Below are 25,190 nucleotides of genomic sequence, written 5' to 3'. Positions count from 1 at the left end.
TCAAAGCGTTCGAAGTCGGAGTCGGGTTCCTATCAGGCGATGGCCGGATCGACCATGATCTTCACGTGGTTTTCGGGATCGCCGAGGTCGGTGAACGCCTGCGGCACGCCGTCCAGCCCAACCGTCCCGGTGATGACCCGGCCGACGTCGACCGTCTCCTCGGCGATCTCGCGCAACGTCGCGGCGAACTCGTCGGGGGTGTAGCCATAGACGAATTCCAGGTTGAGTTGCTTGGTGATCGCCATCGACGGACGGAAGCTGTCGGGTTCCATGCACACGCCGGCGACGACGATCTGCGCGCCGGGCGGGCAATCCTCGATGATCCGTTGCACCATGCCGGGCACGCCGACGCATTCGAACACGATTGGGCGGGCGTGCAGCTTGCCCGCCATCCGCGCGATATGCGCCTCGGCCTCCGTGGCGGGGACGCCATAGTCGGCCCATTTGCCGTGCGGCCCCTCGACCGCAGGGTCGATGATGACATCGGCGCCCATCCGTTCGGCCTCGGCGCGGCGGCGGGGAGAGAAATCGGCGGCGATCACCGGTCCCTTGCCGGCGATCTTGAGCGCGGCGATGATCGCCAGCCCGACCGGACCACAGCCGATCACCAGCGACGCCGACCCCGGCTCGAGCGCGGCGCGCGCGACGGCATGCGCGCCGACCGCGAACGGCTCGGTCAGCGCGGCAAGATCGTCGGAAAGGCCATTGGGTACCTCGAGCAACAACCGCTCGTCGAGCAGCATGCGTTCGGCGAACCCGCCCGGCGCCGAAGGCGAATAGCCGACGGGATGATAGCCTTTGGAAGAATTGGTGACGGGCACCGAGACCACGCGCGTCCCGGGCTTGAGCCGATGCGGCGTGTCGGGACCGTAATCGAGGATTTCGGCGCAGAATTCATGTCCCATCACCATGTCGGGCAAGGGGCGCGGCGTGCCGCCGGCGCGCTCGGCGACCATCTTGTCCATATGGTGCAGCGCGTGGAGATCGGACCCGCAAATGCCGCAACGTAGCGTCCGCACCAGCACCTGCCCCTTGTCGGGGGTCGGCTCGACGATCTCGTCGAGTTCCAGCCGCTGCCCCCGCTTGACCACTGCCCGCATCGCGCTCTCCTTTTTCCGTACCCTCTTTTCGAAAATACGGAGCGCGGTCAATCGTCCTCGTCTTCGAATCCGACCAGCGCCAGCGCGCGCGCCTTGATCTGCCGCGTCTCGCACCAATGGATCAGCGCGTCCTCGCGGCCGTGCGTCACCCACACTTCCCTGGGCGCGATCTCGATCAACGTTTCGGTCAATTCGTCCCAGTCGGCATGGTCGGACAGGATCAGCGGCAGTTCCACCAATCTCTGCCGCGCGCGCTGGCGGACGCGCATCCAGCCCGAGGCCATCGCGGTGATCGGGTCGGGCAGCCGCCGCGACCAGCGATCGTTGAGCGCGCCTGGTGGGCACAGCACGATCCGGCCCTGCAACTCGGCCTTGGCGACTCCGGTCGCGGGGCGAAGCTCACCGAGATCGACGCCCAGGTCGACATAGAGGTCGCACAATCGCTGCAGCGCGCCATGGATGTAGATCGGATCGTCATAGCCCATGTCGCGCAGTTCGCGGATCACGCGCTGCGCCTTGCCCAAAGCATAGGCGCCGACCAGAACGCAGCGATCGGGATTGGCGCGCGACGCGACGAGCAATTTGTCGATCTCGTCATGCGTCTCGGGATGGCGGAAGACGGGCAGCCCGAACGTCGCCTCGGTCACGAAGACATCGCACTTTACGGGCTCGAACCGCGCGCAGGTGGGGTCGGGGCGCCGCTTGTAATCGCCCGAAACGACGATCGTCTCGCCGCGATATCTCAATACGATCTGCGCCGATCCCAGCACATGGCCGGCGGGGACGAACTCGACCTCGACCCCGCCCATGTCGCGCGGTTCGCCATAGGTAACCGCGTGTCCGGCCTGCGGGCCGTGGCGGGTCTCCATGATCGCCAGCGTTTCCGGCGTCGCCCATACCGCCTCGTGCCCGCCGCGCGCATGGTCGGCGTGACCGTGCGTCACCAGCGCGCGCGGACTGGGTACCGACGGATCGATCCAGACATCGGCCGGCGCCACATAAATCCCCTGTGGGTGGGGCGTGATCCAATCGCCGAGCTTGCTCATCACGCCAATATGGCGCGGCGAGCGTTCCTGTTCCATCTTGCCCGGAAATAAGGAGGAAACGGATGCAGCAAACGGCTCTCGATCAGCGGCTCGATCGGCTCGAACGTACGGTCCGGCGGCAACGGTTGATGATGGGGACGGTCGGACTCGGTGGCGCAGCGGCGTTGCTGATGGCGCTCGCGCCCGCCGCGCCCGGCACGGTCGAGGCACAAGCGATTCGTATCGTCGATGCCGCGGGCAAGCCGCGCATCCTGATCGGCGCGCCGCCGCCCGCCGACGGTCGCCAGCGCAAGGATGCGCAGACCGCGTCGATCGTCGTACTCGGCCCCGACGGCGCCGATCGCCTAGTGCTGGGCGAGCAGCCGCCGGTGCTGGTCGACGGCAAGGCCTATCCGCGCATCGCCAGCGCCTATGGTCTGCTGATCCATGATGCCAAGGGCAATGAGCGCGGCGGCTTCAGTTTCCTGGACAATGGCCGCGCCATCCTGTCGCTCGACCGGCCCGGTGGCGATGCGGTGCTGCTCACCGCCAACGATAAGACCGGGTTCGCCGGGCTGGTGGTCAACTACCGGAACCCGCTGGGTAAATATGCCGAAGGGCTGCGGATGGGGACGCAAGCCGACACCGTCTGGCTGTCGCTCCAGGACCGTGCCGAGGGCGAGCGCGCAAGGCTGGCGGTCGAGGGCAAAGCGGCGCCGAAGCTGATCGCCCGGCCCGCAGGCGCGCCGCCGGCGCCATAGCGCGATCGGCGGCCCGCACCCTATATCTGCAGGATGAGCGCAGGCTTCCGTCTTTCCATAGCCCCTCCCCTTCAGGGGAGGGGTTGGGGTGGGGCCTATCCACAGGCGACTTGCTTGAGGCACTGCCCCACCCCCAACCCCTCCCCTGAAGGGGAGGGGCTTTAATGGAACTTCCCGCCCCTCTGACTGACTGGTTCGCCGCGCGCGGCTGGCGCCCGCGGCGCCACCAGTTCGAGATGCTCGACGCCGCGCGCGCCGGGCATCACGCGCTGCTCGTCGCCGCGACCGGGGCGGGCAAGACGCTGGCCGGTTTTCTCCCCACGCTCGCCGAGCTGATCGAGACCCCCGCCGAGGGGCTGCACACGCTCTACGTCTCGCCGCTCAAGGCGCTGGCGGTCGACGTCCAGCGCAACTTGCTCACCCCGATCGAGGAGATGGGAGTCGATATCCGCGTCGAGACGCGCACCGGCGACACGCCGAGCGACCGCAAGGCGCGGCAGCGCGTGCGCCCGCCGCAGATCCTGCTGACCACGCCCGAAAGCCTGTCGCTGCTGCTCAGCTATCCCGACAGCTTCCTGATGTTCGCCGGGCTCAAGCGTATCGTCGTCGACGAAGTCCACGCCTTCGCCAGCGGCAAGCGCGGCGACTTGCTGTCGCTGTGCATGGCACGGCTCCAGCGGATCGCACCCGACATGCGCCGTGTCGCGCTGTCGGCGACCGTCGCCGATCCCGATGCCTATCGCGCCTGGCTCGCGCCTGACGGCGATATCGACATGGTCGACCTGGTGCTCGGCGAGCCCGGCGCCGATCCCGACATCTCCATCCTGCTGCCCCAAGGGCGCGTGCCATGGGCGGGCCATTCGGGCCGCTACGCCGCCGAGCAGGTGATGGCGGAGATCGAGACGCGGCGCACGACGATCGTGTTCTGCAACACGCGCAGCCTCGCCGAGCTGATCTTTCAGGATCTGTGGAAAGTGAATCTGATGTCGCTGCCGATCGGCGTGCATCACGGCAGCCTGTCGAAGGAAGCGCGACGCAAGGTCGAAGGCGCGATGGCGGCGGGGCAGCTGCGTGCGCTGGTCGCCACCGCCAGCCTCGATCTCGGGGTCGATTGGGGCGACGTCGATTGCGTGATCCAGATGGGCGCGCCCAAGGGTTCGTCGCGCCTGCTCCAGCGGATCGGCCGCGCCAACCATCGGCTCGACGAGGCGAGCGAGGCGATCCTCGTCCCCGGCAACCGCTTCGAATATCTCGAGGCGCGCGCCGCGATCGACGCGGTTGAGGCGAACGAGCTCGACAACGAACCGTTCCGCCCGGGCGGGCTCGACGTGCTGGCGCAGCATGTCATGGCGTGCGCCTGCGCCGCGCCGTTTCTGAGCGACGAGATGCTCGCCGAGGTGCAAAGCGCGCTGCCCTATTCGGCGCTCGATGCGGAGACGTTCGAGCGCGTGCTCGGTTTCATCCGCGACGGCGGTTATGCCTTGCGCGCTTACGACCGGTTCAAGCGGCTGACGCAGGAGCCCGACGGCTCGTGGCGCGTCAGCCACCCGCGTTTCGTTCAGCAGCACCGCCTCAATGCCGGGATCATCGTCGAGGCGGCGATGCTCAATGTGCGGTTCAAGAACGGTCGGCTGCTCGGCAAGGTCGAGGAGGGGTTCGCCGCCTCGCTGTCGAACGGCGACACTTTCTTCTTTGCGGGCATGAGTTGCGAGGTGTTGCGCATCGATACCGAGGACGTGCTGGTCCGCGCCTCGACCCGCCCGGCGCGCATCCCGACCTATGGCGGCGCGCGCATGCCGCTGTCGACCCACCTCGCCGACCGCGTCCGCGGCTTCCTCGCGCAACCGCAGGAATGGGCGCGCTTCCCCGACGACGTGCGCGAATGGCTGGAAGTGCAATCCTATCGCTCGCGGCTGCCCGAAGCCGGGCAATTGCTGGTCGAGACCTTTCCCCGTGAAGGCCGTCAGTACATGGTCGCCTATAGTTTCGAGGGCTGGAACGCGCACCAGTCGCTCGGCATGCTGGTGACCCGGCGGATGGAGACACAGGGGCTCAAGCCGCTCGGCTTCGTCGCCAACGATTATGCGCTCGCTTGCTATTCGCTCGATCCGGTGACCGATCCGGCGTCGCTGTTCTCGCCCGACATCCTCGAACACGAATTTGTCGACTGGGTGCAGCAATCGCATCTGCTCAAGCGCGCGTTCCGCGAGGTGGCGGTGATCGGCGGCCTGGTCGAACGCCAACATCCCGGCAAGCGCAAGTCGGGCAAGCAGGTCACCTTCTCGACCGACCTGATCTACGACGTGCTGCGCAAATACGAGCCCGGCCATTTGCTGCTCGAGGCGGCCTGGGCCGACGCCCGCGCGCGGATGACCGATGTCGGGCGTCTCGCCGATCTGCTCGATCGTGCCGGTGACACGATGATGCACGTGACGCTCGACCGCATCTCGCCGCTCGCGGTGCCGGTGCTGACCTTGATCGGCCGCGAAACCGTGGCGCAGGGGCTCGCCGACGACGCCTTGCTGATGGAGGCCGAGGTGCTGGCGCAGGAGGCGATGCGGCTCGACTAGGCCCATAGCCCCGTTCGGGGGCGTATTATCCGCTTGGTACACGTCCGAAACGGGCGTATGATCCGGGCATGCGCGGGTTTATTCCCTTGTTGGCGCTTGGCATCGGTGCACTGGCCGGACCGCCCCTCGCCGCGCAACAGGCGCAGCCCTCGATCAAGCCCGTCGTCGCCGCTCCCGCCGAGGGACCCGCACCGGACGTCCTCACCATCGGTGAGCGCACCGACCGCATGACCGTCCCGGTGACGATCGGGCCGCATGGGCCCTTCCCCTTCATCATCGATACCGGGGCCGAACGCTCGGTCGTCTCGCGTGAACTCGCTGGCTACCTCAAGTTGCTGCCCGGGACCGATGTGAAGCTGTTCGATTTCACCGGCGCCGCCCAGGTTACGACAGTAAAAGTGCCGTCGCTGACCGCGGGCAAGCTCGGCACGCCGGCGATGGAAGCGCCGCAGCTGCTGCTGGCCGATATCGGTGCCCCCGGCATGCTCGGTATCGACGCGCTCCAGGGGCAGAAAGTCATACTCGATTTCAACACGCGGCGGATGCTGCTGCGACCGGCGCGGCGCCACGCCTCGGGCGATTTCGTCATTCGCGCCGAGTCGCGTACCGGCCAATTGATCGTGACCAAGGCGTGGTTCAACAATCAGCCGATCGCGGTGGTCATCGATACCGGATCCTGGCTCAGCGTCGGTAACACCGCCATGCTCAAGCTGGCGAAGAAAACACCGCGATCATACGGGCCGGTAGCGATCACGTCGGTGACCGGGCGAACTTTTACCGCCAATTTCGTCTCGATCAGCAACGTCAAGATCGATACCATCCGGTTCGACAATTTCGGGCTGGTGTTCGCCGATGTGCCGCCGTTCGATCGTTTCGGTCTGCGTGACCAGCCGGCGCTGATCCTGGGGATGAGCTCGCTCAAGCTGTTCGGCCGAGTCGAGCTCGACTTTGTCAATCGCGAGATCGGGTTCAGCCTGGCGCGGCCGCAGATCGATTTTCACGACATCTGCCGAAACGGCAGTGCCGCCTGCAGGAGTATCGGCCCGTCGTCCTGACTGGCAGTCCGCCGATAATTATTATGCGTCGATCTTCAACCCGGCTCGGGTGACGGTCGGCGCGATGCTCAAGGAGATGCCGCGCAAATATTGGAAAAACATGCCCGAAACCGCGTTGGTACCCGAGCTGATCGCGGGGGCGCAGGCACGGGAGCAGGCAATGGTTGCGACGGCACGGGCGAAGACCGGAGACAATGTCGAGGCCGCCTGGGCGGCGCTGCGTGACGAGGCGATGCATTGCCGCCGCTGCAATCTCTACAAGCATGCGACCCAGACCGTGTTCGGTGAAGGGCCGGTCGACGCCGACCTCGTCTTCGTCGGCGAGCAGCCGGGCGACCAGGAGGATCTGGCGGGCAAGCCGTTTGTCGGCCCGGCCGGGCAGGTGTTCGACCGCGCGCTGGCGGAGGCGGGGATCGACCGCGCCCGCGTCTATGTCAGCAACGCGGTCAAGCATTTCAAATTCGAGCAGCGCGGCAAACGCCGCATCCATTCCAAGCCCGATGCGGGCGAGATCACGGCCTGCCGCTGGTGGATCGAGCAGGAACTAGCACTAGTGAAGCCGCGCGTGACGGTGGCGCTGGGCGCGACCGCGGCGCGATCCTTGTTCGGCAAGACGATGACGATCAGCCGCGAACGCGGCCGCCCGCATGATCTGCCCGAGATCGGCGAAGCCTGGATCACCGTCCACCCCAGCTTCCTGCTTCGGCTGCCCGACGAGGACGCGCGGCACGCGGAATTCGCCAAATTCGTCCACGACCTCAAGGCTGTCGCCAGCCGCCTCCGTCGTTGACCGCGAACATTGCCGGCGCGTTACCGCCGCGCCCGATGCCGAAACCCCATCGCAACCCGGGCGCAAACAAGGGGCAATGACCCTGTCCCAGTGACAAACTTATGCGACAAATCGCGCTTAGCCCGGCCGCAGCGCGACGAAGGAGACGACATGACGGCTGGCGGCGGCCGGAATTCAGAGCGAGCGGGGTGTTGATGGCCCGCGACGAGCGCGCCGCCGACGAGCGGCGGGAGATGCCGTTGCTCGCGCGCCGGGTGCCGCTGTGGATGCTCGTTCTCGTCTGCAACGTGTCGCTGATCCTGGTCGTCGCGGTGGCGGCGCTCGCTCGCAGCGCGGAAAAGCATGGCGCGCTGGGCGTCGCGGCGGCGCAGATTGCCGAAATACCCGACACGATCGGCGATTGGTGGAAAGGCGCGGCGCCGTTCGCCAAGCCGCCTTACGAAAAGCTCCCCGGCGGTTTCCAGCGCAATGTCGCGCGGTCGTTCGTCGATCCGGGCTATGCGCTGATCACCCCTTATGACACCAAACGCGGCCGCGCGACGGTCCAGCTGATCCGTCTGTCCGATGGTCGGATACTCAAGGAGTGGCTGCCCGACGTCGCGGCGATCAATGCGCACTCGCGTTTCCAATCGGCGATCGTCGACCTCTATCGCGACAAAAGCGTGGACCGGATGCGACCGATGCATCCGATGCTGCTCGCCAATGGCGACTTGCTGGTCCACGACAACACGCCCTTGTCGCGGATCGACGGCTGCGGGCGGCCGCGTTGGGTGATTGACGGCATCTTCCACCATTCGCTGGAACGCGCCGCCGATGGCACGCTGTGGATTCCCTATCGGCTGACGCGGTCCAACGTTCCCGGTGTCGGCGCCAAATTCGCCGACGAGGCGCTGGCGCAGGTGGACGAAAAGGGCCGGCTGATCCGCGTCGAGCGATTGATCGACATCCTCGACCGCAACGATCTCGGCGGTTTGTGGCGTGGCCGCCCCTATGAGGAGGACCCGTTCCACCTCAACGATATTGAGCCGGTGCTGACTTCGGGCCCTTATTGGCAACAGGGGGACGTCATCCTGTCGCTCCGCAACATGTCGCTGATCGCGCTCTATCGGCCCTCGACGGGCCGCATCCTGTGGACGCGCGCGGGACCGTGGTCGGCGCAGCATGACGTCTCGATCCTCGACGATCATCGTATCATGGTGTTCGACAATCACGTGCGCTGGGGCGTGGCGGGGCGCCGCGTCGACGGCAACAGCCGCTTGCTGATCTACGATCTGGCGACCGACAAGGTGAGATCGCCGTTGGCCACCACCTTCGCGGTGCGGGGCATCACCACCGCGACCCAGGGCCGCGCCACGCCGCTGTCGAACGGCGACGTGATGGTCGAGGAGACCGAGCGCGGCCAGCTGATGCGCATCGCCCCCGACGGCAGCCTGCGCTGGCGCTACGTCTCCGCCGACCCCTCCGGCCGCCGCTTGTGGCTGAGCTGGAGCCGCTATCTCGACCCCAATGATCCGGGGGTCCTTTCCGCCGTCAAGGCGGCCACTGCCAGGGAGCAATGCACATGACCCCCCATCGCATTCCCGCGCTGACCGGCGCGATCCTGCTGACGATGATCCCGGCGATCGCCCAAGCCTATAGCGGCCCGGGCGTCGGGCTCGGCGCAATCGGCGTCGTGCTCGGTATCCTCGGGTCGGTGTTCCTGATGACCGTCTCGCTGATCTGGTATCCGGTCAAGCGCCTGATCCGCAGCTTGCGCCAGCGCCCGGCGCCGCCGCCGCGCGACAGCAAGGCATGATCGGGGCGATCGCACCGATCGTGCTTTTGCTCGCCGCGATCGTCGCAGCGGGCGAACTCGCGCGCCGGCTGCGCATCGTGCCGCGCTTCGCCACGCTTGCCGCGCTCGGACGTCGCGCGGGCACCGTGCTCGCCCGGCGCGGCGTGTCCGATCATCTGAAGGAACGCGCGACGCGCATCCTGGCGGGCCGCATGATGGCATCGTCGCTGACCGCCGGAGCGATCCTGGCGCTGGTGATCGCGCCGGTCGTCTTGCTGCTGCTGGCTGACGGGACGGTGCCGCTTGGCGTGCGCGCTGCCTTTTTCGATTGGCAAGCGCGTCTCCTCATCCTTGTCGTGAGTCTGATCTATGTCCTCGCTCGATGGCGGATCGGCCGGCGGCGGCTACAGCCGCGCTGACCGTCTGCTCCACCGCCTGGCGATGAACCCGGCGGTGCTCGACCTGTCGTTCGACCTCGAGCGCGCGCGTTATGGCGCCGCCGCCCGCGTGCGTGACGGCGGCGCGCCGGTGTTCGTCACCGGGCTGGCACGCGCCGGCACCACCATCCTGCTCCGTTTGCTCCACGACAGCGGCCAATTCGCCTCACTCACTTATCGCGACATGCCGTTCCCGCTCGCGCCCAATAGCTGGCAGAAAATGAGCAAGCGGTCGCGCCACGATCTGGCGGCGCAGGAACGCGGCCATGGCGACGGCATCGTGCACGATCTCGACAGCCCGGAAGCGATCGAGGAAGTGTTCTGGCGGACGGCCGAGGGCAAACGCTACATCACGCGCAGCCATCTCCATCCGCACCACCCGCTGCCCGACAGCATCGACGCCTTCCGCGATCTCGTTGCGTTGGTGCGCCACCGCTACGATCGCCCACGTTATCTGTCGAAGAACAACGCCAATGTGCTGCGCCTCGGCGGGATCGTCGCGGCGTTCTCGGATGCGGTGCTGATCCATCCGTTTCGCGATCCGCTGCAACAGGCGGCGTCGCTGCTCAACCAGCATCGCCGCGCGGTCGCGCTCGGCCGCGCCGATCCGTTCCGCGCGAGCTATATGCGCTGGCTCGGCCATTACGAATTCGGTCGCAGCCACCGGCCGCCGTTGATCCCTGGTGCGCCTGCCGCGAGCGAGCCGACTGACCGGATCGATTACTGGCTGGCGATCTGGAGCGCGGTTCACCGTCTGTTGCTCGACCAGCCGGGCGAGGTGAGGGTGCGGCAAGTGTTCGTCGATTACGATGCCTTGTGCGCGCAGCCAGCCGCTGGTGTCGCGCGCGTTGCCGCCGCGACGAGCGTGGTGCTTGGCTCGGGTGACAGCCTCCGACCGCCGCCGGTGCATGGGGTCGAGGGCGCGAGCGACGACGTGCTCGCCGAGGCGCGTGCGGTCCATAGCCAATTGGTTGCGCGCGCCCGTTGAAGTTGTCGCGCCCGATTGCCGATTGACCCTAACCGGCCATTCTGCGCATCGGTCGGTCCCATGATCGAGAAAATCCTGGGCTGGCTGGCCGGTATCATCATCGCCGTGATCTCGTCGGGCGGCTATCTTGGCATCGTCTTGCTGATGGCGATCGAGAGCGCATGCATTCCGCTGCCGTCCGAAATCATCATGCCGTTCGCCGGCTATCTCGTTTCGACCGGGCGGTTCGACCTCTATCTAGCCGCGACCGCGGGCGCGATCGGCTGTAATCTCGGTTCGATCGTCGCCTATGAGATCGGCAAGCGCGGCGGCCGCCCGCTCGCGCTCAAATGGGGCAAGTACGTGCTGGTCGGCCCGGGCGAGATCGACGCCGCCGACCGTTTTTTCGAGCGTTACGGCTCGATCGCGGTGCTGATCGGGCGGCTGCTTCCGGTGATCCGCTCGTTCATCGCCTTTCCGGCCGGCGTCGCGCGGATGCGGCTGGTGCCGTTCCACATCTATACGTTCCTCGGCTCGTGGCCATGGTGCTTCGGGCTCGCCTGGATCGGCATGAAGCTCGGCAAGGCATGGGACAGCGATCCGCGGCTGAAGGCGGCGTTCCATTCGGCCGATGTGGTCATCGCGGGCCTGCTGGTCGCGGCCGTCGCCTTCTACCTGTGGCACCGCCTGCGCGGCGTCAGGAAAAACCCAAGCGAGCCGCCGCGGCCCTGAACTTTTCCTCACGGTCAGGCGCCAGCTGCGCCACCCGCCGCTGATAGGTCGCGACCAATTCGGGTCCGGCTTTCTCGGGCGATCCGGCGTCGAATGGCGGTGCGGGGTCATATTCCAGGCTGAGTTGTACCGCCTTGGCGAACCCGGCGCTGCGCACCTCGGCCATTAGGGTCAGCGCGAAGTCGATCCCCGCGGTGACGCCGCCGCCGGTCACGCGGTTGCGGTCGACCACCACGCGCTCGGGCGCCATCTCGGCTCCGAACATTGCGAGATAATCGCGCCACGACCAATGCGTCGCCGCGCGATAGCCTTTGAGCAGTCCCGCCGCGCCCAGGATCAAGGATCCGGTGCAGACGCTCGTCACCCAGCGCGCTTCGGCCCCGACCACGCGAACCCACGCCATCGCCTCGTCGTCGGCGATCACCTCGGTCACGCCCATGCCGCCGGGGACGCACAATATGTCGGCGCTAGACACCTCGGCGAAGGTTGCGGTCGGCACGATCGCGAACCCGGCATCGGTCGTGACGGGCGCACGATCCTTCCACACCAGATCGAGCGTCACATTGCCCAGCCGCGACAGCACTTGCGCCGGCCCGGTCAGGTCGAGCTGGGTGACGTTGGGGAACAGCAGGAAAGCGACGGAAATCGGCGGAATGCTGGCCATGAGCGGACTCCTTGTCGAGTGCGGGATGCCCAGGCGAGCGGCGGGATATCAGGCTGCGCTCCCCTGTGGTGCCCCACGGTTTCGCCAGTCACGCAGCGGGGCGGAGTGTATCGCGCGAGCGGCGCCGGGCCAAGCGGGGGGGTGGCCATTCTGCGAAAGGTTCGAAATCGCGGGGGCGAGGCAGTGCGTCCAACGGGTCGCGATCAATTCCGACGCCGAACCCTTATTGCAATGCGGACAAGGCCGGCCACTGCCATGCGACCAGGCCGGCAATGACGATGAGCGCGATCGCCGCGGCAAGAACCAGGAACCAGCGTGCGCCGCCGGGCCGATCGTCGATCTCCGCTTCGTCCGCCTCGACGTCCGCGGCCGGATATAGCGTCGGCAGGTCGATCGCGACCGGCCGATCGACGGGCGTGGCAACCGCGACCGCCGGTTCGTCGCGTACGAAGACCGCGGGATCGTCGGGTTCGGAGGCGGCCGGATCGTCGGGTTCGGAGATGGCGTCCGGCTGGGCATCGCTGGGCCAGTCACCCCCTGCCAGGACATGTTTTTCGACCGCGATCGCCGCCTTCTGGCATCCGATGAAGCCGGACAGCGCTGCATCGCCGCCTGGGTGCGCCGGGGCGGCGTCCATGATGGCCGCAAGCTCCGCCATTTCCGCCTCGATATCGAGCAAGGTGTCGAGCGCCTGCATCGCGGAGCGGCGGTTCGACTTGTGGAGCGCGAGCTGCAGCCGGACCATTGTCAACTGACTTGCCCGCGCCAGGTCAAACCCGGCGCGCAATGCCGCCAGTTCGTCGATCGTCTTAGGATCAGTCGATCGGCTGGCGGCTGAAGCGGCGGCGGCTATATTCACGGCGTCGTTCCCGGATCCCATTGCCTGACGGATAGGCGCCGCGCCGCGTTGAATGTGAACCGCAATCTGGCGATCCGTTGGAACTTCACGCCCGATCGCCTTCCTGCCCCGTCGCGGCGGACCGGCGAGGGGCATTCCGCATCACGCTGCGGCGAAGGTTCAAGCTAGCCCAGGACGATGCGTCCGGAACGAGGATGTTCGGAATTGCGTAAGGCCGATAGAGCGTTCAGCATGATTGTCGCCGTTGGAATGCTCGGTTCGAAGGCAGGCACTGCATGTCGCGTTTGTTGATGCTGACCGCTGGGCTGTTGCTCGCTTCGCCATACTTATCGGCGTCTGCGCAAGATCGTGCGGCTTCGCCGGCACTGTCGGTCGCGGGTGGCCCACGTGGCGATCCGTACAAATGGTTCACCGATTTGGACTACCCTGCCGCTGCCCGGAATACAGGAGCGGGAGGGAAGGTGTCGGTCATGTTGAGCATCGATACCAATGGTCGTGTCGACGGCTGTCGTGTCACCGCGTCGAGCGGAAATCCCGCGCTTGACGAAATGACCTGCTGGCTCGTCCAGCGCCGCGGCCGGTTTATCGTGCAGAAGGACGCGAGTGGAAACCCCGAGCGCTATACGTTCGCGCTACGCGACGTCCCATGGCATCCGCCGAGTCGGTAGGAGCCGACCAAGGTCTCCACACTCACGACATGGTGAGAGCTACCGGCTTAGCCGCAGCTGCCGGGCTAATAGAAACGCCAAGGCGACCGCGGCCGTCAGATAGATTTCCACGCCTGGGATCGGACTCCACCCCAGGAAATCGCTTGGCAGCGTCCTCAGAGCGCCCGCCTTCCATGCCGTTAGGATCGGATCGGCCAGCGGGAAGCGATAGGTGTCGGGCGTGGTGATATTCGCCGCAGCGATCATCAGGTTGATCACCGTCGAAAGCAGCAGGAGTGCGACAGTCACCGCGCGCTCCCACGCAAACCTCAGGCTCGCCCAGAACGGCGCCAGGCCGATCGCGATCAGGCCGATCGCGGGGACCGAATGGCGCGGACCGGTCGAATGGCCGCCGTCCCAATAGACATAGGCCGAATTGACCAGCAGCACGGTGAGCGCCGCCGCCGCCAGCATGATCGCCAGGCCGCGATGCCTTCTGCCGAGCAACCACAATCCGATGAAGGCTGGGATCAGCACCGGTGCCACCCACAATAGGCCGCGCCGCATGCCGACAAGGATCTTCAGCAGCACCATCGGCTTGGGGCTGGTCAGCCCGAACAGGCCCTCGTCCATCCCGGCGAAACCGACGACTCCCTGATAGCCGAGCCGGAATAGCGTGCCGAAAGCGATCATGTTATAGGTCCAGAACGGCACGAGCAGCGTAACAAGCCCGGCGACCGCCGCTGCCGCGACCGCGCGGCGGTCGGCGCGCCACAGCCGGAGCGCTCCCCAGATCGCGATCACCGACCCCGCCAATGCCGCCTCGAACTCGATCAGTACCGCCAGCCCCAGCGCCGCGCCGCCGATCGCCGCGAAGCGCATCGTCTGACCCTCGCCCGCGCGCCACAAGGCCCACACCGCGATCACGAACAGCCCCGCCACCGGCGCATGGCCGAACAAGGTGGTCGACCAGCCCCAGACCGGCGTGCCCAGCGCGAAGCCCAGGCTCGCGACTAAAGCGCCGCTCGCACTCCCCGTCAGCCGCAGTCCGAGATCGTGCATCGCCAATGCCGCCAGTGCGGTGATGACGGCGCTCGCCAGCGCGACCGCCAGACGCACGCGTACCGTCATGTAATGTTCGAAGGTCGCGTCGTAGAGCGTCGGCGGCACATATTCGAGCGGCCGCCCGACATGGTCGGCGATCGCCATCGCGGGCAGCGACAACAAGGTCATCCCCGGTGCCTTGTCCATATAGAAATGGCCGCCGAACTCGGCCTTGTCGATCGTAAGCGCCTGATATTGATCGATCCGCGCGTCGCCGCGCTCGACCAGCGCCATGCCGGCATAGATCCGCGTCGCATTATTGGGATTGAGCGCCCACGATCCGAACCATACGCATGACAGCCAGACCAATGCGAACAGCAGCAATCGCGTCCGCGCCATTCGCTTGTTAGCCGAACAGCCAGCCGCCGAGCAGCCGAAACGGCGGCAAGGTGAAGAAGCCGGCGATCAGCAATGCGCCGGTGACCAGCCCGCGCACCGTCGCGCGATGCCGCGCGACCTGATGCGCGCGCGCGGTCAGCCAGACGCGCGGTGCCATCACCAGCACAAAGATCGACAGGATATGGATCAGGCTGAAATGGCCGGGATTGATCGTCTTGACCAACAGGCTGAGCGCCGCGGTGGCGACCATCGCCGTTACCCAGATCTTGCCGAGTAGCCGGTGGGTCTTGGTACCGCGCGCCCTGAGCAGCATCCACGGCGTCAGCACCAGCGCGACCAGCACGGTGACGAGATGCGCCCAGACGATGCCGGGAACGTGCGGCCATTGCGGCGCGCCCCGCGCCAATGCGACGACCATGATCGCGAGCAGCAGCATCGCCGCGCCCGACAGGACCTTGTCGTACCAATTGGGCGCGATCGAGCCGGCCTTCGTATCGGTTTTCATGAATAAGGTTGCCATCGGTCCCCCATGTTGTCGGGGCGAACCTAGAATCGGTTCCAGCGCGAGGGAAGGGAACAAGTGGTCCTGGCGCACGGCGGCGCCACCGACGTCACCCCGGCCTTGTGCCGGGGTCCACTCCTCCACTACCGAGATGAGGTGTTGTTGCACGGTGGATGCCGGGACAAGCCCGGCATGACGGTTGAGCAATGCAACGCAGCGTCGGCCCGATTCAAGGAGCTACAGCCGGACCCGGCCGCCAGCGCTACCTGGGCCTACTTCCCCTCTTCCTCGGCTTCCTTGCGGTCCTTGTTGATCAGCTTGTTCTCGCGGAACTGCTGTTGCGAGCAGCCGAGCGAGCCGCCCGGGCCGATCGCCGAGCACGATCCGATTCCCGACGCGCCGGTGTCGAGCGTGCCTTGCGCGCGCAGCGCCCAGCTCTGATTTTCGGGCGTGACCTTGAAATTGCGCAATTCCTTGGGAACCCGGAATTGCTCGGCGGCGTCGCGGCGCGTGCAGACGACGATCTCGTTGCCGTCGCGGTCGGTCGGGCATTGCTCGTTGCCATAGAGCACCAAAACCCCGTTGACCGGCGCGTTGCGCGACACCTGGCCAGGCGCGGTCGGCTTGGGCGGCGGCGGCACGCCGGGACCCGCCACTTGTGCGGTCGCGGGCATCGCGATCATCGTCGCGGCCAGCAGGCCCAGGGCAATATTACGCATCCTCGTCTCCTTCTCCCGCCAACGCCTAGAGGCGCTTGGCGGTTTCGATCGCCACCCTGCAGCCGAGCCGGATCAGCGCCGACATCAGCGGATAGGCCGGCGCCGATTCCGCGCCGTGCGCCAGTGCGGTCTCGCGATGCTCGACCTCCTCGGCCTGAAATTCCGCGATCGCCGCCGACAATGCGGGATCGCTATCGCCTAGTTGCTGAAGCTGTTCTGAATAATGTTTGTCGATCTCGGTTTCGACCGCCGCGGTGCAGGCCATCGCGGCTTCGGGGCCGATCGCCGCGGTCGCCGCGCCGAGCGCGAAGCCGGCGACGCTCCAGAATGGCTGGAGCAGGGTAGGGCGCACGCCGCGATCGGCGATCATCTTGTCGAAGAACGCGCGATGGCGTTCCTCCTGCCGCGCCATGCCGGCGATCTCGCGCGCAGCGTGGGTGCGGTCGCCCATGATTGCCAATTGCCCGGCATAGATGCGCGTCGCGCCGTACTCGCCGGCCTGGTCGACGCGGATCATCGAGTCGGTCCGCGGTCTGCGATCACCGGGGCGCCAGCGCTTCATGCCGCGCGGCTCCGGCGAGTCAGCAGGACCAGGATGACTAGCGCGCCGCTCAGAGAGACGATCGCGTTGAACCCCGCCAGCGAAATGCCGGCAAAGGTCCATTGCGGCGCATCGCAGCGCACCACCGGCGCGTTCATGATCGCGGTCAGCGTGTCACCGCCGCTGCTGAAGGTGGAGGTGCACGGCGTGAACCCCTGCCACCAATGATATTCGACCCCGGCATGCGCCACGCCGATCGCGCCGCTGATCGCAATCGCGATCGCCGCCAGCGCGACCAGTGGCCGCTGCGGCATGCCCGGCACGAACGCCAGCAACGCGATCGGCAGCGCGGCGTAATGCGGCCAGCGCTGCCAATGACACATCTCGCACGGGTAGAGGTGCCCGATCAGCTGGAACCCCCAGGCGCCGGCGAGCAGCGCGGCGGGGATCAGCAAGGCGAGCGCGCGGGCCTTTTGCAGCGAGGTCATGACGGTCTCAGCGCTTCTTCGGCGTCGCCGCCGCGGTGGTCACGGCGGGCACCTTGGACAGTCGCCCGATCGTCTGCAGCGCGTACCACAGCTGGAAATCGGTCACGCCCTTCTTCTTGAGCTCATCGGGCGTCGCGGCGAAGCGCGGATCGGTCTTGGTGTCCTCTTCGAGGATCGCGTTGTCGGCCTTGACCTCGTTGACCAGATGCTTGCGCAGATCGGCTTCGCGGAAGATCGGGCGCGATTTGTAATCGGGGTCCGAAATCTGCGGCACTGCAATGTCGGGGCGGATGCCGCCTTCCTGCACCGACCGTCCCGACGGCGTATAATAACGCGCGGTGGTCAGGCGGAGCGCGCTATTCTCGTCGAGCTGGAGCAAGGTCTGCACCGATCCCTTGCCGAAACTGCGTTCGCCCATGATCAGCGCGCGGTGATGGTCCTGCAGCGCGCCGGCGACGATCTCGGACGCCGATGCGGTGCCGGCATTGGTCAGCACGATCACCGGCAGCCCGGTCGCGAGATCACCCGGCTTGGCGTAGTAACGCTCGATATCCGCGGCATCGCGGCCGCGCTGGCTGACGATCTCGCCATAGGACAGGAACGCATCGGACACTTCGATCGCCTGGCTCAGCAAGCCGCCGCCATTGTCGCGCAGGTCGACGACATAGCCGAGCGGCTTGTGTCCGAGCGACTTGTCGACGCTGGAGATCGCCGAGCGGACGTCGGCGCCGGTATTTTCGGAGAAAGTGTTGATGTTGATATAGCCGATACCGTCGCGGACTTCCCACTTCACCGGTTTCTGGACGATGATCTCGCGGACCAGGCTGACGTCGATCGGCTTGTCGCGGCCCGGACGGACCAGGGTCAGCGAGATCTTGGTGCCCGGCTTGCCGCGCATCGAGGTGATCGCCTGGTCCAGCGTTTCGCCGAAGATCAGCTGCCCGTCGATATGGGTGATGTAATCGCCGGCCTTGATCCCGGCGCGGAAGGCGGGCGTGTCTTCCTGCGGCGCGATGACCTTGACCGCGCCGTCCTGCATCGTGACCGACAGACCCAGGCCGCCATAATTGCCTTCGGTCAGGATCTTCATGTTCTGAAAATCGACCGCGTCCATATAGGACGAATGCGGGTCGAGGCTGTTGAGCATGCCGTCGATCGCGCCGCGGATCAGCGTCTTGTCGTCGACCTTGTCGACATAGGACTTCTTGACCTGGTTGAAGACCTCCATGAACCGGTCGATCTCGCGATAGGTGTCGCCGTCGGAGGCCGCCATCGCCGCGGTGGCGGTAGGGACGAGGGCGATGGCGCCGGCGATGGCGGTCGCCTGGAGCCAGGTAAAAGCACGGGCCATGGGGTTACTGCGTTCCGATCTTGCTCAACTTCTGGTGTCATGTAGCGGTATTCGGCGGGCCTAGCCAGTCAGCGCCACCGGATCGACGGGACGGCCCTTGCGGCGCAGTTCGGCGGTGACCTGGCGATCTTCGCCTTGCGGTGCCGCGCCGAGCAGCGCGCCTTGTCCGACGCGCTGGCCGGTGGTGACCGACAAGCTGCCCAGCCCGATCAGCACGGTGCTCCAGCCGCCGCCATGATCGATCACGACGATCTTGCCATAATCACGGAACGGGCCGGCGAACACGATCTTGCCGGCGGCGGGCGCGGCGATATCGGCGCCGCCCGGCACTGCCCAGGTCAGCCCGCGCGAGGTGACGCCGGCGTCGGACGACACCTCGCCGAACCCGGTGACCAGCTTGCCAGTGACCGGCACGCGATAAGGCGCCGTGCCGCCGGTCCACGACAAAGGCGGGTCGGTCGCCTCGCCGGGGCGCGGCAACGGTCCCGACAGCGCGGCCAGCGCGGTCGCGGTCGCGCTGGCGTTGGTCGTTTCCTGCATATTGTCGACCAAGTCGCGGGCGCGCTCGCCCAGGCCGATCGCGCGGTCGCTCTCGGCCAATGCGGAGCGGCTGAGATCCTGCGACTTCAGGCGATGCTCCGCCTCCAGCCGCGCCAGCGCGATGCGGTTGCTCTCCAGCCGGCGGCGCCCTTCGGTCAGGCTGCGCGCGGCGAGCGCGGCGTCGGCGCGCAGCCGGCGGGTATTGTTCAGGTCGGCACGCAACCCCGCCGTGCGCGCACGCACCAGTGGCAGCGTGCTGCCGATCACCGCGCGGACATGGACCAGGTCGCCGACCGATCCCGGCTGCATCACGCTGACCGCGTCCGGCCGCTGCGCCAGCGAACAGAGCGCGGCGATCAGGCGCGCGATCGGACCTTGCTGCGCCGCCAGCCGGGCCTGCTGGTCGCCGAGCAGCCGATCGACCAACGTCACCCGCGCGCTCGCCGCGGCGATATCGGCCTGGGCCTGCTGGATCCGTGCGCCCATCGCCTCTTCCTCGGCGCGCGCCCTGGCGGCTTCGTTCTGTTCGGCTTTAGCCGCGGCGTCGAGTTTCGCCGCACGCTCGGCGGCGGCGGCCGATTGCGCCCGTGCGGCGAGCAAGCGGCGCTGCTGGTCGGCCAGATCGGACTGTGCTGGATCGGGTTGGGCATTGCCCTGGCTCGCGGCGAAGGCGGCGGCGATCGGGAGCAAGGCAAGAGTCCAGGCGGCGCGCATCGCGCTACCCTTCGCGATGATAGGGATGGTTGGCAAGGATCGAGCTCGCGCGCCACAATTGCTCGGCCAGCATCGCGCGCGCCAGCATGTGCGGCCAGGTCAGCCGGCCGAACGACACCAGCCAGTCGGCGGCCTTGCGCTCCTCTGCGGAAAATCCGTCCGCGGCGCCGATCAGGAAGCGGATTTCGCGTACCCCGTCGTCGCGCCATTTGCCGAGCTTTTCGGCGAACGCGACCGACCCCGGCGTGTCGCCGGTCTCGTCGAGCATGACGATGCGCGTTTGCGGTTCGACCACCGGCATCTTGCCGCCGGTATCGGGCAATTCAGTCACCCGCGTCGGGAAGCTGACGCGCTTGAGATAACGGTCGACCAGCTCCGCCTCCGGACTCCGCCCGATCCGGCCTCGCGCGACGATGTGGAGGAGCATTGGACTAAATCCTTCCCGTCATGCCGGACTAGTTCCGGCATCCAACGTGCGACAACGGAGCGATTCCGGTGTGGAGGGTTGGACCCCGGAACAAGTCCGGGGTGACGTATAGCGGTGAGGCTGTCTCACCCCACAAACACTTGTCTTAGTGCGACGAACCCGATGGCCCGTCGCCGAACGCCCACATCCGCTCGAGATTGTAGAAGGTGCGGACCTCGGGGCGGAACAGATGGATGATCACGTCGCCGGCGTCGATCAGCACCCAGTCAGCGGTCGGCAGGCCTTCGATCCGCGGGCCGCGGCCGGTTTCGGCCTTGATCCGCTCGGCGAGCTTCTGCGCCATCGACGCGACCTGACGCGTCGACCGGCCGCTCGCGATCACCATGTGATCGGCGATCGACGATTTGCCGGCGAGCGGGATCGAGATGGTGTCGACCGCCTGGTCGTCATCCAGGCTGGACAGGACAAGCTGGTGCAACGTCTCGGCCCCCTGGGGGTCGGACGAGCGGTACGCATGCGGGTTAGTGGCCAATGTGGGTCCTATGGTGCGGAGGAAGGAGGATCGGTGTCGTGCGATCGACGAAGGAAACGACGCTGCCAGGCCGGATCGGCCAAACGCAGCCGGGTGGCTGAGGTGGAATCAGGGCGGAAACGAAGCAGCACGAGGGCTGGCAATCTCCACATAGTCCAGTTCTTCGCCTGGTGTACGGGCCGGAAAAAGCGCCGCAACCAACCCATAGCGGGTACCGCCTGGGCAGCATGATCATAGCCCGGCCGCGCGATAACCGCAATCGGGATCGATTTCGCTATATGGCGCCAACCCTTCCACTGGTCGAAATTGACCAGATTGTCCTCGCCCATCAGCCAGATGAAGTCGATCCGCGAATAGAGCTGCTGCAGCTTGGCCAACGTATCCACCGTGTAGCGCGTCCCAAGCCGCTGCTCGATCGCGGTCACCCGAATCGGCGCGTGCCCGGCCATCGCGCGCGCCGAGGCGAAGCGCACCGCGAACGGCGCCATGTCGGTCGCCTTGTCCTTCAGGGGGTTGCCGGGCGACACCATCCACCAGACTTCGTCGAGCCCCAACGCCTTGATCGCCGCCAGGCTGATCGCCCGATGCCCCGAATGCGCGGGGTTGAACGATCCACCCAACAGCCCGACGCGCAATGCCCCCGCCATCAGATGCCGGACGATGCCTTGGGCGCGGGAGCGGGCTTGGTCATCGTTTCTCTGTGGACGGGTGATGTTCGCCGGGCAAGGGGGAGGGGAATATAGCTAGGCCGTCATTTTCCAATATGGAAAGTTTTTACTTGCCAACTTGGAAAGTTGGAAATATCTCTTTCCATATTGGAAAGTGAGGAATCGATGATGACAACCTTCGAGGAACAGGCTCGCCTCGCCTTGATGGCAAAGGGCGCGGCCGAACAGGACCTGGCGCGGCTCGCGATGTGCCCGCCCTGGCGCCATGCGGTGTTCGCCGGGATGATGGCGGCGCTGGTCGCCACCCCCGCCGTGCCGCTGACGCTGCGCTTCGTTCTGCTGGCGCTGATATTCGTCGCCATCGCCCTAGTCGTGCAATCCGACCGGCGCCGGCTGGGCGTGTTCGTCAATGGCTATCGCCGCGGCAAGACGCGCTTGGTCGCCTTGCCGATGCTGGCGCTGATCCTGCTGCTCTATGCCGCGAGCTGCTATTTCGCGCTCGATCGCGGCCAGCCCATGATCAGCCTGGCGCTCGCCGCGGCGTCGTTCGTCATCGGCTATATCGGCAGTATGATCTGGCAGCGGGTATTCGTCCGTGAACTCGGCGCCTGAGCCGCTCAACCCGATCGCGGGGTTCGAGCCGCTGCTCCAGGCGCCGGCGCGGCTCCAGGTGATGGCGGTGCTGGCCAATGCTCAGGACGCGGAATTCGCCCGGCTCAAAGAGATCACGGCGAGCAGCGATTCGGTGATGTCCAAGCACCTTGCGGCGCTGTCGGACGCGGGGTTCATCTCCTTGCGCAAGGCTGCGCTCGACGGCCGCCAGCGCACCTGGGTCAGCCTGACTCGCATCGGCCGCAAGGTGTTTGACGACCATGTCGCCGCGCTCCAGCGGATCGTCGCGGGCGGTTGAGCGGAGGACCGGGCGCCGCCCTGGAAGGAGGCATGAATGGCGCGCAATTTAACGGTTCCGCTATCGCCGCAGGAACGCAGCAACGTCCTTCGCAAAACGCTGCGGTTCCTCGACGAACATGAAGTGGCCGTCGTTTGGGTAGAGCAGGAAGCGGCCGCGGGGCAGGGCCTTCGCCAGGTCGCGTTGCGGCGCCTCGACCGCCTGGAAATCACGGCCGCCGGCGATGACGAGCGTCGGCGCGCTCACCTTGGCGGCGTCGGCGAAGTGGTAGCTCCATAACCCCTTGGAGCTGAGCGCATTGCCCAATTCGCCGGTATTGCCGAGGCTGTTGGCTGAATCCATCGCGTCGACTTTCCGGCCGATGGCGGCGTTCGGATACATGTTGCGGTGGATCGCTGCGCTCATGGCGTCGCCGTCATAGGCGCTGAAGACGTCGCAGCGCGGATAGGCACCCGGAGTCTTGCCCTGCGCCGCGCGAGCGAAGGCGGCGGGGTCGCTCGACTGGAGGCGCGCGCACTGGATATCAATCGCGCGCGGCAGGTCCGGCACCGCCCCGGCGAGCACGAGATGCGCGACGCGGTCGGGATAACGCGCGGCATATTCGAGGCCGAGGATCGTCCCGAACGAATGGCCGATCAGGTCGATGCGCGGCGCACCGAGGTGGACGCGGAGTGCTTCGATATCGTCGACCAATTGTGCGATCGAGTAATTATCCGCAGCCTTGGGCCGGTCCGACCGGCCACTGCCGCGCTGGTCGAGATAGACCATGCGCAATCGGGCTTCGAGCGTCGGCCCGGCGTAGCGTGCGAAGGTCTGGCTGCCCTCGCCCGGGCCGCCGTGGAGGAAGACGACCGGCGTGCCGCCGGGCTTGCCGGCGACGCGGTACCAGAGGTGGACACTGCCGACGGCGAAGCGATGTTCGCCGGTAGCTGTGGCGGTGGAGCGGGCGGCCGCGGGGGTCGGGAGTAGTAAAGCGGTCGCGAGGACGGCGGGCAGGAGTCGGAGCCGGGTCATGGACCGAGGCTCCATCATCCGGCCGAACGAGGCAAGGGCGCTTGCGAGTTCGGATGAACCGTCGGGCAGTTTCATCCACCGTGCCTCTGGGCGCGGAATTTGCGGCTCCGTGGATGCCGGGACGGGCCCGGCATGACGGGTTAGGTCAGTCACGCAGAGTGAGCCACTCCTCCTCTGGCGCCCGCTCGGTGCGCAAGCGGTTGGCCGCCTCGCTCTCATCCTCATACCCGATCGCCATCCCGCAAAAGAGCATGCGGTCGGCGGGTGTGCCGAGGAAGCGTTCGATCGTCTCGGGATACATCGCCCAGCATTCCTGTGGGCAGGTCGCCAGCCCGGCCTCGACCGCGAGCAGCATCACGTTCTGGAGGTACATGCCGAGATCCGACCATTGCGGCGGGCCCATCCGGCGGTCGACCGTGCAGAACAGAGCCGCTGGCGCGCCGAAGAACTGGAAGTTGCGCGCGAACCACGATCGCCGCGCTGCCTTGTCCTCGCGCGGAATACCGACATGGCCGTACATCGCCTCGCCGACCGCGAAGGTGCGCGCGCGATAGGGCGCGACGAATTCCCTGGGATAGATATCGTAGCCGGGGGCTTCGGTCTCACCCGCCTCAAGCTTGGCCGCCATGATCGCCTTGAGCTCGACCAGGCTGTCGCCGGTGACGAGGTCGATATGCCAGGGCTGGATATTGCCGCCGCTCGCCGCGCGCGCGGCCTTCACCGCGATGTCGCGGAGCAGCGCCGGGTCGACCGGCGTATCGAGGAATCCGCGCACCGACCGGCGCGCCGCGATGGCGTCGGAGACGTTCATGCCAGCGACCCTTGCCCGGCGCGGGCGGATCGGCAAGCGGGATCGCGTAGCGACTGCCCCGGACGGCACGCGCCATCCGGGGCCAAGCCGGTTATTTCGCCATCGTCATCTCGGACCACAGGCCGTCGTCGATGAAGGTGCGGTACTTCTCGTACCCAGCCACCGCGATCTTGCCCTCTTCCTCGCTGAACTTGGCGAAGATTTCCTTTTCGATCATCTGGTCGCGCGCCTTATCGGGCTCGAGCATCGCGGCGCTGGTGAAATGGGTCATGATCAGGACGCTCGGCGCGCCCTTGTTATAGCCGTTGCGGACGAGGAACTTGTAGGAGTCGATGACTCCATGCGCCTTCATCACCTCGAACCCGGGGACCTGCGACTTGCGTAGGCCGGTCAGATAGTCATCGACGTGATTGGGATCGACCTCGATGGCGTTGATTTCCCACACGCCCTTTTGTGGAATGTAATCAGTATATTGCTTTGAGATGGCGACAGTAGCGGCAAGACAAGTGGCGCCTACTGCCACCAAAATCATGGCACGACTCATGGTAGCCTCTCCTATGTTAATTATAGGAGGAAGGCCTCATTCGCAAATTGATGCAACCAAAATCGTTCCGCTCCGGCAACGGATTGGAAATAACGAACCTGATCGACATATCATCTATGCGCTAAGTTATACCGGTCAGGGGACTCGACTTGTCCACCAGGGGTCGGCAAGGACGAGCCATGCCTCGCCCTGCACCCTGGCGGCTCGATCCAACCGCCTATCCGCATCACGACATCATCCAGACCCGCTTTCAGGATCTCGACGTGCTCGGCCATATCAACAACGTCGCCTGGGCGGCGTTGTTCGAGACCGCGCGGGTGCGGTTCTATCATAGGCTCAACAGCCTGGGGCCAGGGCGCAACCGCGGGCTCGTCGCCAATGTCGAGATCAATTATCTTGGTGAGGGCAATTTTCCCGCCGAGGTGACGATCGCCAGCGGGATCGGTCGGCTCGGCACGCGGTCGTGGCAGACGCTGAGCCTCGCATTGCAGGACGGCGTGCCGCTGGCGACGTGCGACGTCACGATCGTCAGTACCGGCGTTAGCGAAACCGACCCCGCCTTTCGCGCCGAACTGGAGAAATGGCCGGTGCGCGAAGCCTGACGT

At 66.4% G+C, this 25,190-nt stretch carries 29 protein-coding genes, 1 pseudogene and 1 riboswitch; of the genes and pseudogenes, 13 read left to right on the top strand and 17 right to left on the bottom strand.

The features are described 5' to 3' along the window. Positions 1–32 precede the first annotated feature (32 nt). A complete protein-coding gene (locus tag AC1DSD_RS14655) occupies positions 33–1,100 on the bottom strand; it encodes a zinc-binding dehydrogenase (RefSeq protein WP_478031104.1) in 1,068 nt (355 codons plus the stop codon). A gap of 47 nt (positions 1,101–1,147) precedes the next feature. Next, entirely contained in the window at positions 1,148–2,146 is a 999-nt protein-coding gene (locus AC1DSD_RS14650; protein ID WP_478031374.1) for a ligase-associated DNA damage response exonuclease, read from the bottom strand. A gap of 62 nt (positions 2,147–2,208) precedes the next feature. Between AC1DSD_RS14650 and AC1DSD_RS14645 the strand changes: the two genes are divergently transcribed. The 9 genes and pseudogenes from AC1DSD_RS14645 to AC1DSD_RS14605 all read left to right on the top strand — a co-directional run bounded on the left by AC1DSD_RS14645 (position 2,209) and on the right by AC1DSD_RS14605 (position 11,211). Next, positions 2,209–2,886 carry a hypothetical protein gene (locus AC1DSD_RS14645; protein ID WP_478031102.1) on the top strand — a complete coding sequence of 226 codons (678 nt, stop codon included), beginning with the start codon at positions 2,209–2,211 and terminating at the stop codon, positions 2,884–2,886. A 164-nt stretch (positions 2,887–3,050) separates the two neighbouring features. Continuing rightward, positions 3,051–5,456, top strand: a complete 2,406-nt coding sequence (locus tag AC1DSD_RS14640) for a ligase-associated DNA damage response DEXH box helicase (protein WP_478031099.1) — start codon at positions 3,051–3,053, stop codon at positions 5,454–5,456. Positions 5,457–5,524: 68 nt separating this feature from the next. After that, on the top strand, positions 5,525–6,511 hold the full coding sequence (locus AC1DSD_RS14635; protein WP_478031097.1) for a retroviral-like aspartic protease family protein: 987 nt from the start codon (positions 5,525–5,527) through the stop codon (positions 6,509–6,511). 19 nt (positions 6,512–6,530) lie between these two features. Beyond that, positions 6,531–7,301: pseudogene (locus AC1DSD_RS14630) on the top strand (UdgX family uracil-DNA binding protein); the annotation flags it as partial. Positions 7,302–7,495: 194 nt separating this feature from the next. Then, on the top strand, positions 7,496–8,866 hold the full coding sequence (locus AC1DSD_RS14625; protein ID WP_478031095.1) for an arylsulfotransferase family protein: 1,371 nt from the start codon (positions 7,496–7,498) through the stop codon (positions 8,864–8,866). Further along, a complete protein-coding gene (locus AC1DSD_RS14620) occupies positions 8,863–9,096 on the top strand; it encodes a hypothetical protein (RefSeq protein WP_478031094.1) in 234 nt (77 codons plus the stop codon). Before AC1DSD_RS14625 ends, AC1DSD_RS14620 begins: the two co-directional genes overlap by 4 nt. Next, a complete protein-coding gene (locus AC1DSD_RS14615; RefSeq protein ID WP_478031093.1) occupies positions 9,093–9,494 on the top strand; it encodes a hypothetical protein in 402 nt (133 codons plus the stop codon). Before AC1DSD_RS14620 ends, AC1DSD_RS14615 begins: the two co-directional genes overlap by 4 nt. Then, positions 9,445–10,500: a sulfotransferase gene (locus AC1DSD_RS14610; RefSeq protein WP_478031092.1), complete on the top strand. Its 1,056-nt coding sequence runs from the start codon at positions 9,445–9,447 to the stop codon at positions 10,498–10,500. Before AC1DSD_RS14615 ends, AC1DSD_RS14610 begins: the two co-directional genes overlap by 50 nt. Before the next feature lie 60 nt (positions 10,501–10,560). Continuing rightward, positions 10,561–11,211 carry a DedA family protein gene (locus AC1DSD_RS14605; protein WP_478031090.1) on the top strand — a complete coding sequence of 217 codons (651 nt, stop codon included), beginning with the start codon at positions 10,561–10,563 and terminating at the stop codon, positions 11,209–11,211. Here AC1DSD_RS14605 and AC1DSD_RS14600 read toward each other — a convergent pair. Together AC1DSD_RS14600 and AC1DSD_RS14595 are read right to left on the bottom strand one after the other, a co-directional pair. Continuing rightward, a complete protein-coding gene (locus AC1DSD_RS14600) occupies positions 11,177–11,875 on the bottom strand; it encodes a DJ-1/PfpI family protein (RefSeq protein ID WP_478031088.1) in 699 nt (232 codons plus the stop codon). The genes AC1DSD_RS14605 and AC1DSD_RS14600 overlap by 35 nt on opposite strands. A gap of 20 nt (positions 11,876–11,895) precedes the next feature. Then, positions 11,896–11,977, bottom strand: a riboswitch (ZMP/ZTP riboswitch). 121 nt (positions 11,978–12,098) lie between these two features. Continuing rightward, positions 12,099–12,734, bottom strand: coding sequence for a hypothetical protein (locus tag AC1DSD_RS14595; RefSeq protein WP_478031087.1), 636 nt, complete (start codon positions 12,732–12,734; stop codon positions 12,099–12,101). Between the two features lie 275 nt (positions 12,735–13,009). Between AC1DSD_RS14595 and AC1DSD_RS14590 the strand changes: the two genes are divergently transcribed. Further along, entirely contained in the window at positions 13,010–13,402 is a 393-nt protein-coding gene (locus tag AC1DSD_RS14590; RefSeq protein WP_478031086.1) for a TonB family protein, read from the top strand. A gap of 39 nt (positions 13,403–13,441) precedes the next feature. Here the strand turns inward: AC1DSD_RS14590 and AC1DSD_RS14585 are convergent, their stop codons facing one another. From AC1DSD_RS14585 to AC1DSD_RS14540, 10 genes are all read right to left on the bottom strand, one after another. Continuing rightward, entirely contained in the window at positions 13,442–14,824 is a 1,383-nt protein-coding gene (locus AC1DSD_RS14585) for a hypothetical protein (protein WP_478031085.1), read from the bottom strand. 7 nt (positions 14,825–14,831) lie between these two features. Further along, on the bottom strand, positions 14,832–15,329 hold the full coding sequence (locus AC1DSD_RS14580) for a DUF2306 domain-containing protein (RefSeq protein WP_478031084.1): 498 nt from the start codon (positions 15,327–15,329) through the stop codon (positions 14,832–14,834). A 269-nt stretch (positions 15,330–15,598) separates the two neighbouring features. Next, a complete protein-coding gene (locus tag AC1DSD_RS14575) occupies positions 15,599–16,045 on the bottom strand; it encodes a hypothetical protein (RefSeq protein ID WP_478031083.1) in 447 nt (148 codons plus the stop codon). Between the two features lie 25 nt (positions 16,046–16,070). After that, positions 16,071–16,607 (bottom strand): demethoxyubiquinone hydroxylase family protein, encoded by a 537-nt coding sequence (locus AC1DSD_RS14570; protein ID WP_478031082.1) that lies wholly within the window; start codon positions 16,605–16,607, stop codon positions 16,071–16,073. Next, positions 16,604–17,074, bottom strand: a complete 471-nt coding sequence (locus AC1DSD_RS14565) for a disulfide bond formation protein B (protein WP_478031081.1) — start codon at positions 17,072–17,074, stop codon at positions 16,604–16,606. Before AC1DSD_RS14565 ends, AC1DSD_RS14570 begins: the two co-directional genes overlap by 4 nt. A gap of 7 nt (positions 17,075–17,081) precedes the next feature. Next, entirely contained in the window at positions 17,082–18,425 is a 1,344-nt protein-coding gene (locus AC1DSD_RS14560) for a S41 family peptidase (protein WP_478031080.1), read from the bottom strand. Positions 18,426–18,485: 60 nt separating this feature from the next. Then, positions 18,486–19,679 (bottom strand): murein hydrolase activator EnvC family protein, encoded by a 1,194-nt coding sequence (locus AC1DSD_RS14555; RefSeq protein ID WP_478031078.1) that lies wholly within the window; start codon positions 19,677–19,679, stop codon positions 18,486–18,488. A 4-nt stretch (positions 19,680–19,683) separates the two neighbouring features. Further along, entirely contained in the window at positions 19,684–20,106 is a 423-nt protein-coding gene (locus AC1DSD_RS14550; RefSeq protein WP_478031077.1) for a 23S rRNA (pseudouridine(1915)-N(3))-methyltransferase RlmH, read from the bottom strand. A 145-nt stretch (positions 20,107–20,251) separates the two neighbouring features. Beyond that, entirely contained in the window at positions 20,252–20,638 is a 387-nt protein-coding gene (gene rsfS, locus AC1DSD_RS14545) for a ribosome silencing factor (RefSeq protein WP_478031075.1), read from the bottom strand. 8 nt (positions 20,639–20,646) lie between these two features. Next, on the bottom strand, positions 20,647–21,285 hold the full coding sequence (locus AC1DSD_RS14540) for a nicotinate-nucleotide adenylyltransferase (RefSeq protein WP_478031074.1): 639 nt from the start codon (positions 21,283–21,285) through the stop codon (positions 20,647–20,649). A gap of 186 nt (positions 21,286–21,471) precedes the next feature. On the opposite strand from AC1DSD_RS14540, the gene AC1DSD_RS14535 reads away from it, so the two are divergent. Then, on the top strand, positions 21,472–21,918 hold the full coding sequence (locus AC1DSD_RS14535) for a hypothetical protein (protein ID WP_478031073.1): 447 nt from the start codon (positions 21,472–21,474) through the stop codon (positions 21,916–21,918). Then, on the top strand, positions 21,902–22,216 hold the full coding sequence (locus tag AC1DSD_RS14530; RefSeq protein ID WP_478031072.1) for a transcriptional regulator: 315 nt from the start codon (positions 21,902–21,904) through the stop codon (positions 22,214–22,216). Before AC1DSD_RS14535 ends, AC1DSD_RS14530 begins: the two co-directional genes overlap by 17 nt. Before the next feature lie 60 nt (positions 22,217–22,276). Here AC1DSD_RS14530 and AC1DSD_RS14525 read toward each other — a convergent pair whose 3' ends face one another. The 3 genes from AC1DSD_RS14525 to AC1DSD_RS14515 all read right to left on the bottom strand — a co-directional run bounded on the left by AC1DSD_RS14525 (position 22,277) and on the right by AC1DSD_RS14515 (position 24,585). Further along, positions 22,277–23,230 (bottom strand): alpha/beta fold hydrolase, encoded by a 954-nt coding sequence (locus tag AC1DSD_RS14525; protein ID WP_478031070.1) that lies wholly within the window; start codon positions 23,228–23,230, stop codon positions 22,277–22,279. A gap of 145 nt (positions 23,231–23,375) precedes the next feature. After that, positions 23,376–24,041, bottom strand: a complete 666-nt coding sequence (locus tag AC1DSD_RS14520) for a nitroreductase (protein ID WP_478031068.1) — start codon at positions 24,039–24,041, stop codon at positions 23,376–23,378. 91 nt (positions 24,042–24,132) lie between these two features. Beyond that, the gene (locus AC1DSD_RS14515) at positions 24,133–24,585 is read right to left on the bottom strand and encodes a hypothetical protein (RefSeq protein ID WP_478031067.1); all 453 of its coding nucleotides are present in this window, start codon (positions 24,583–24,585) and stop codon (positions 24,133–24,135) included. Between the two features lie 179 nt (positions 24,586–24,764). On the opposite strand from AC1DSD_RS14515, the gene AC1DSD_RS14510 reads away from it, so the two are divergent. After that, a complete protein-coding gene (locus AC1DSD_RS14510) occupies positions 24,765–25,187 on the top strand; it encodes an acyl-CoA thioesterase (protein ID WP_478031066.1) in 423 nt (140 codons plus the stop codon). The last annotated feature ends 3 nt before the right edge of the window (positions 25,188–25,190 follow it).

The organism is Sphingomonas sp. P4_D12, assembly GCF_056401895.1.
The sequence above is the reverse complement of the archived record's forward strand: the minus strand, read 5'-3'. Positions and strand labels throughout refer to the sequence as shown.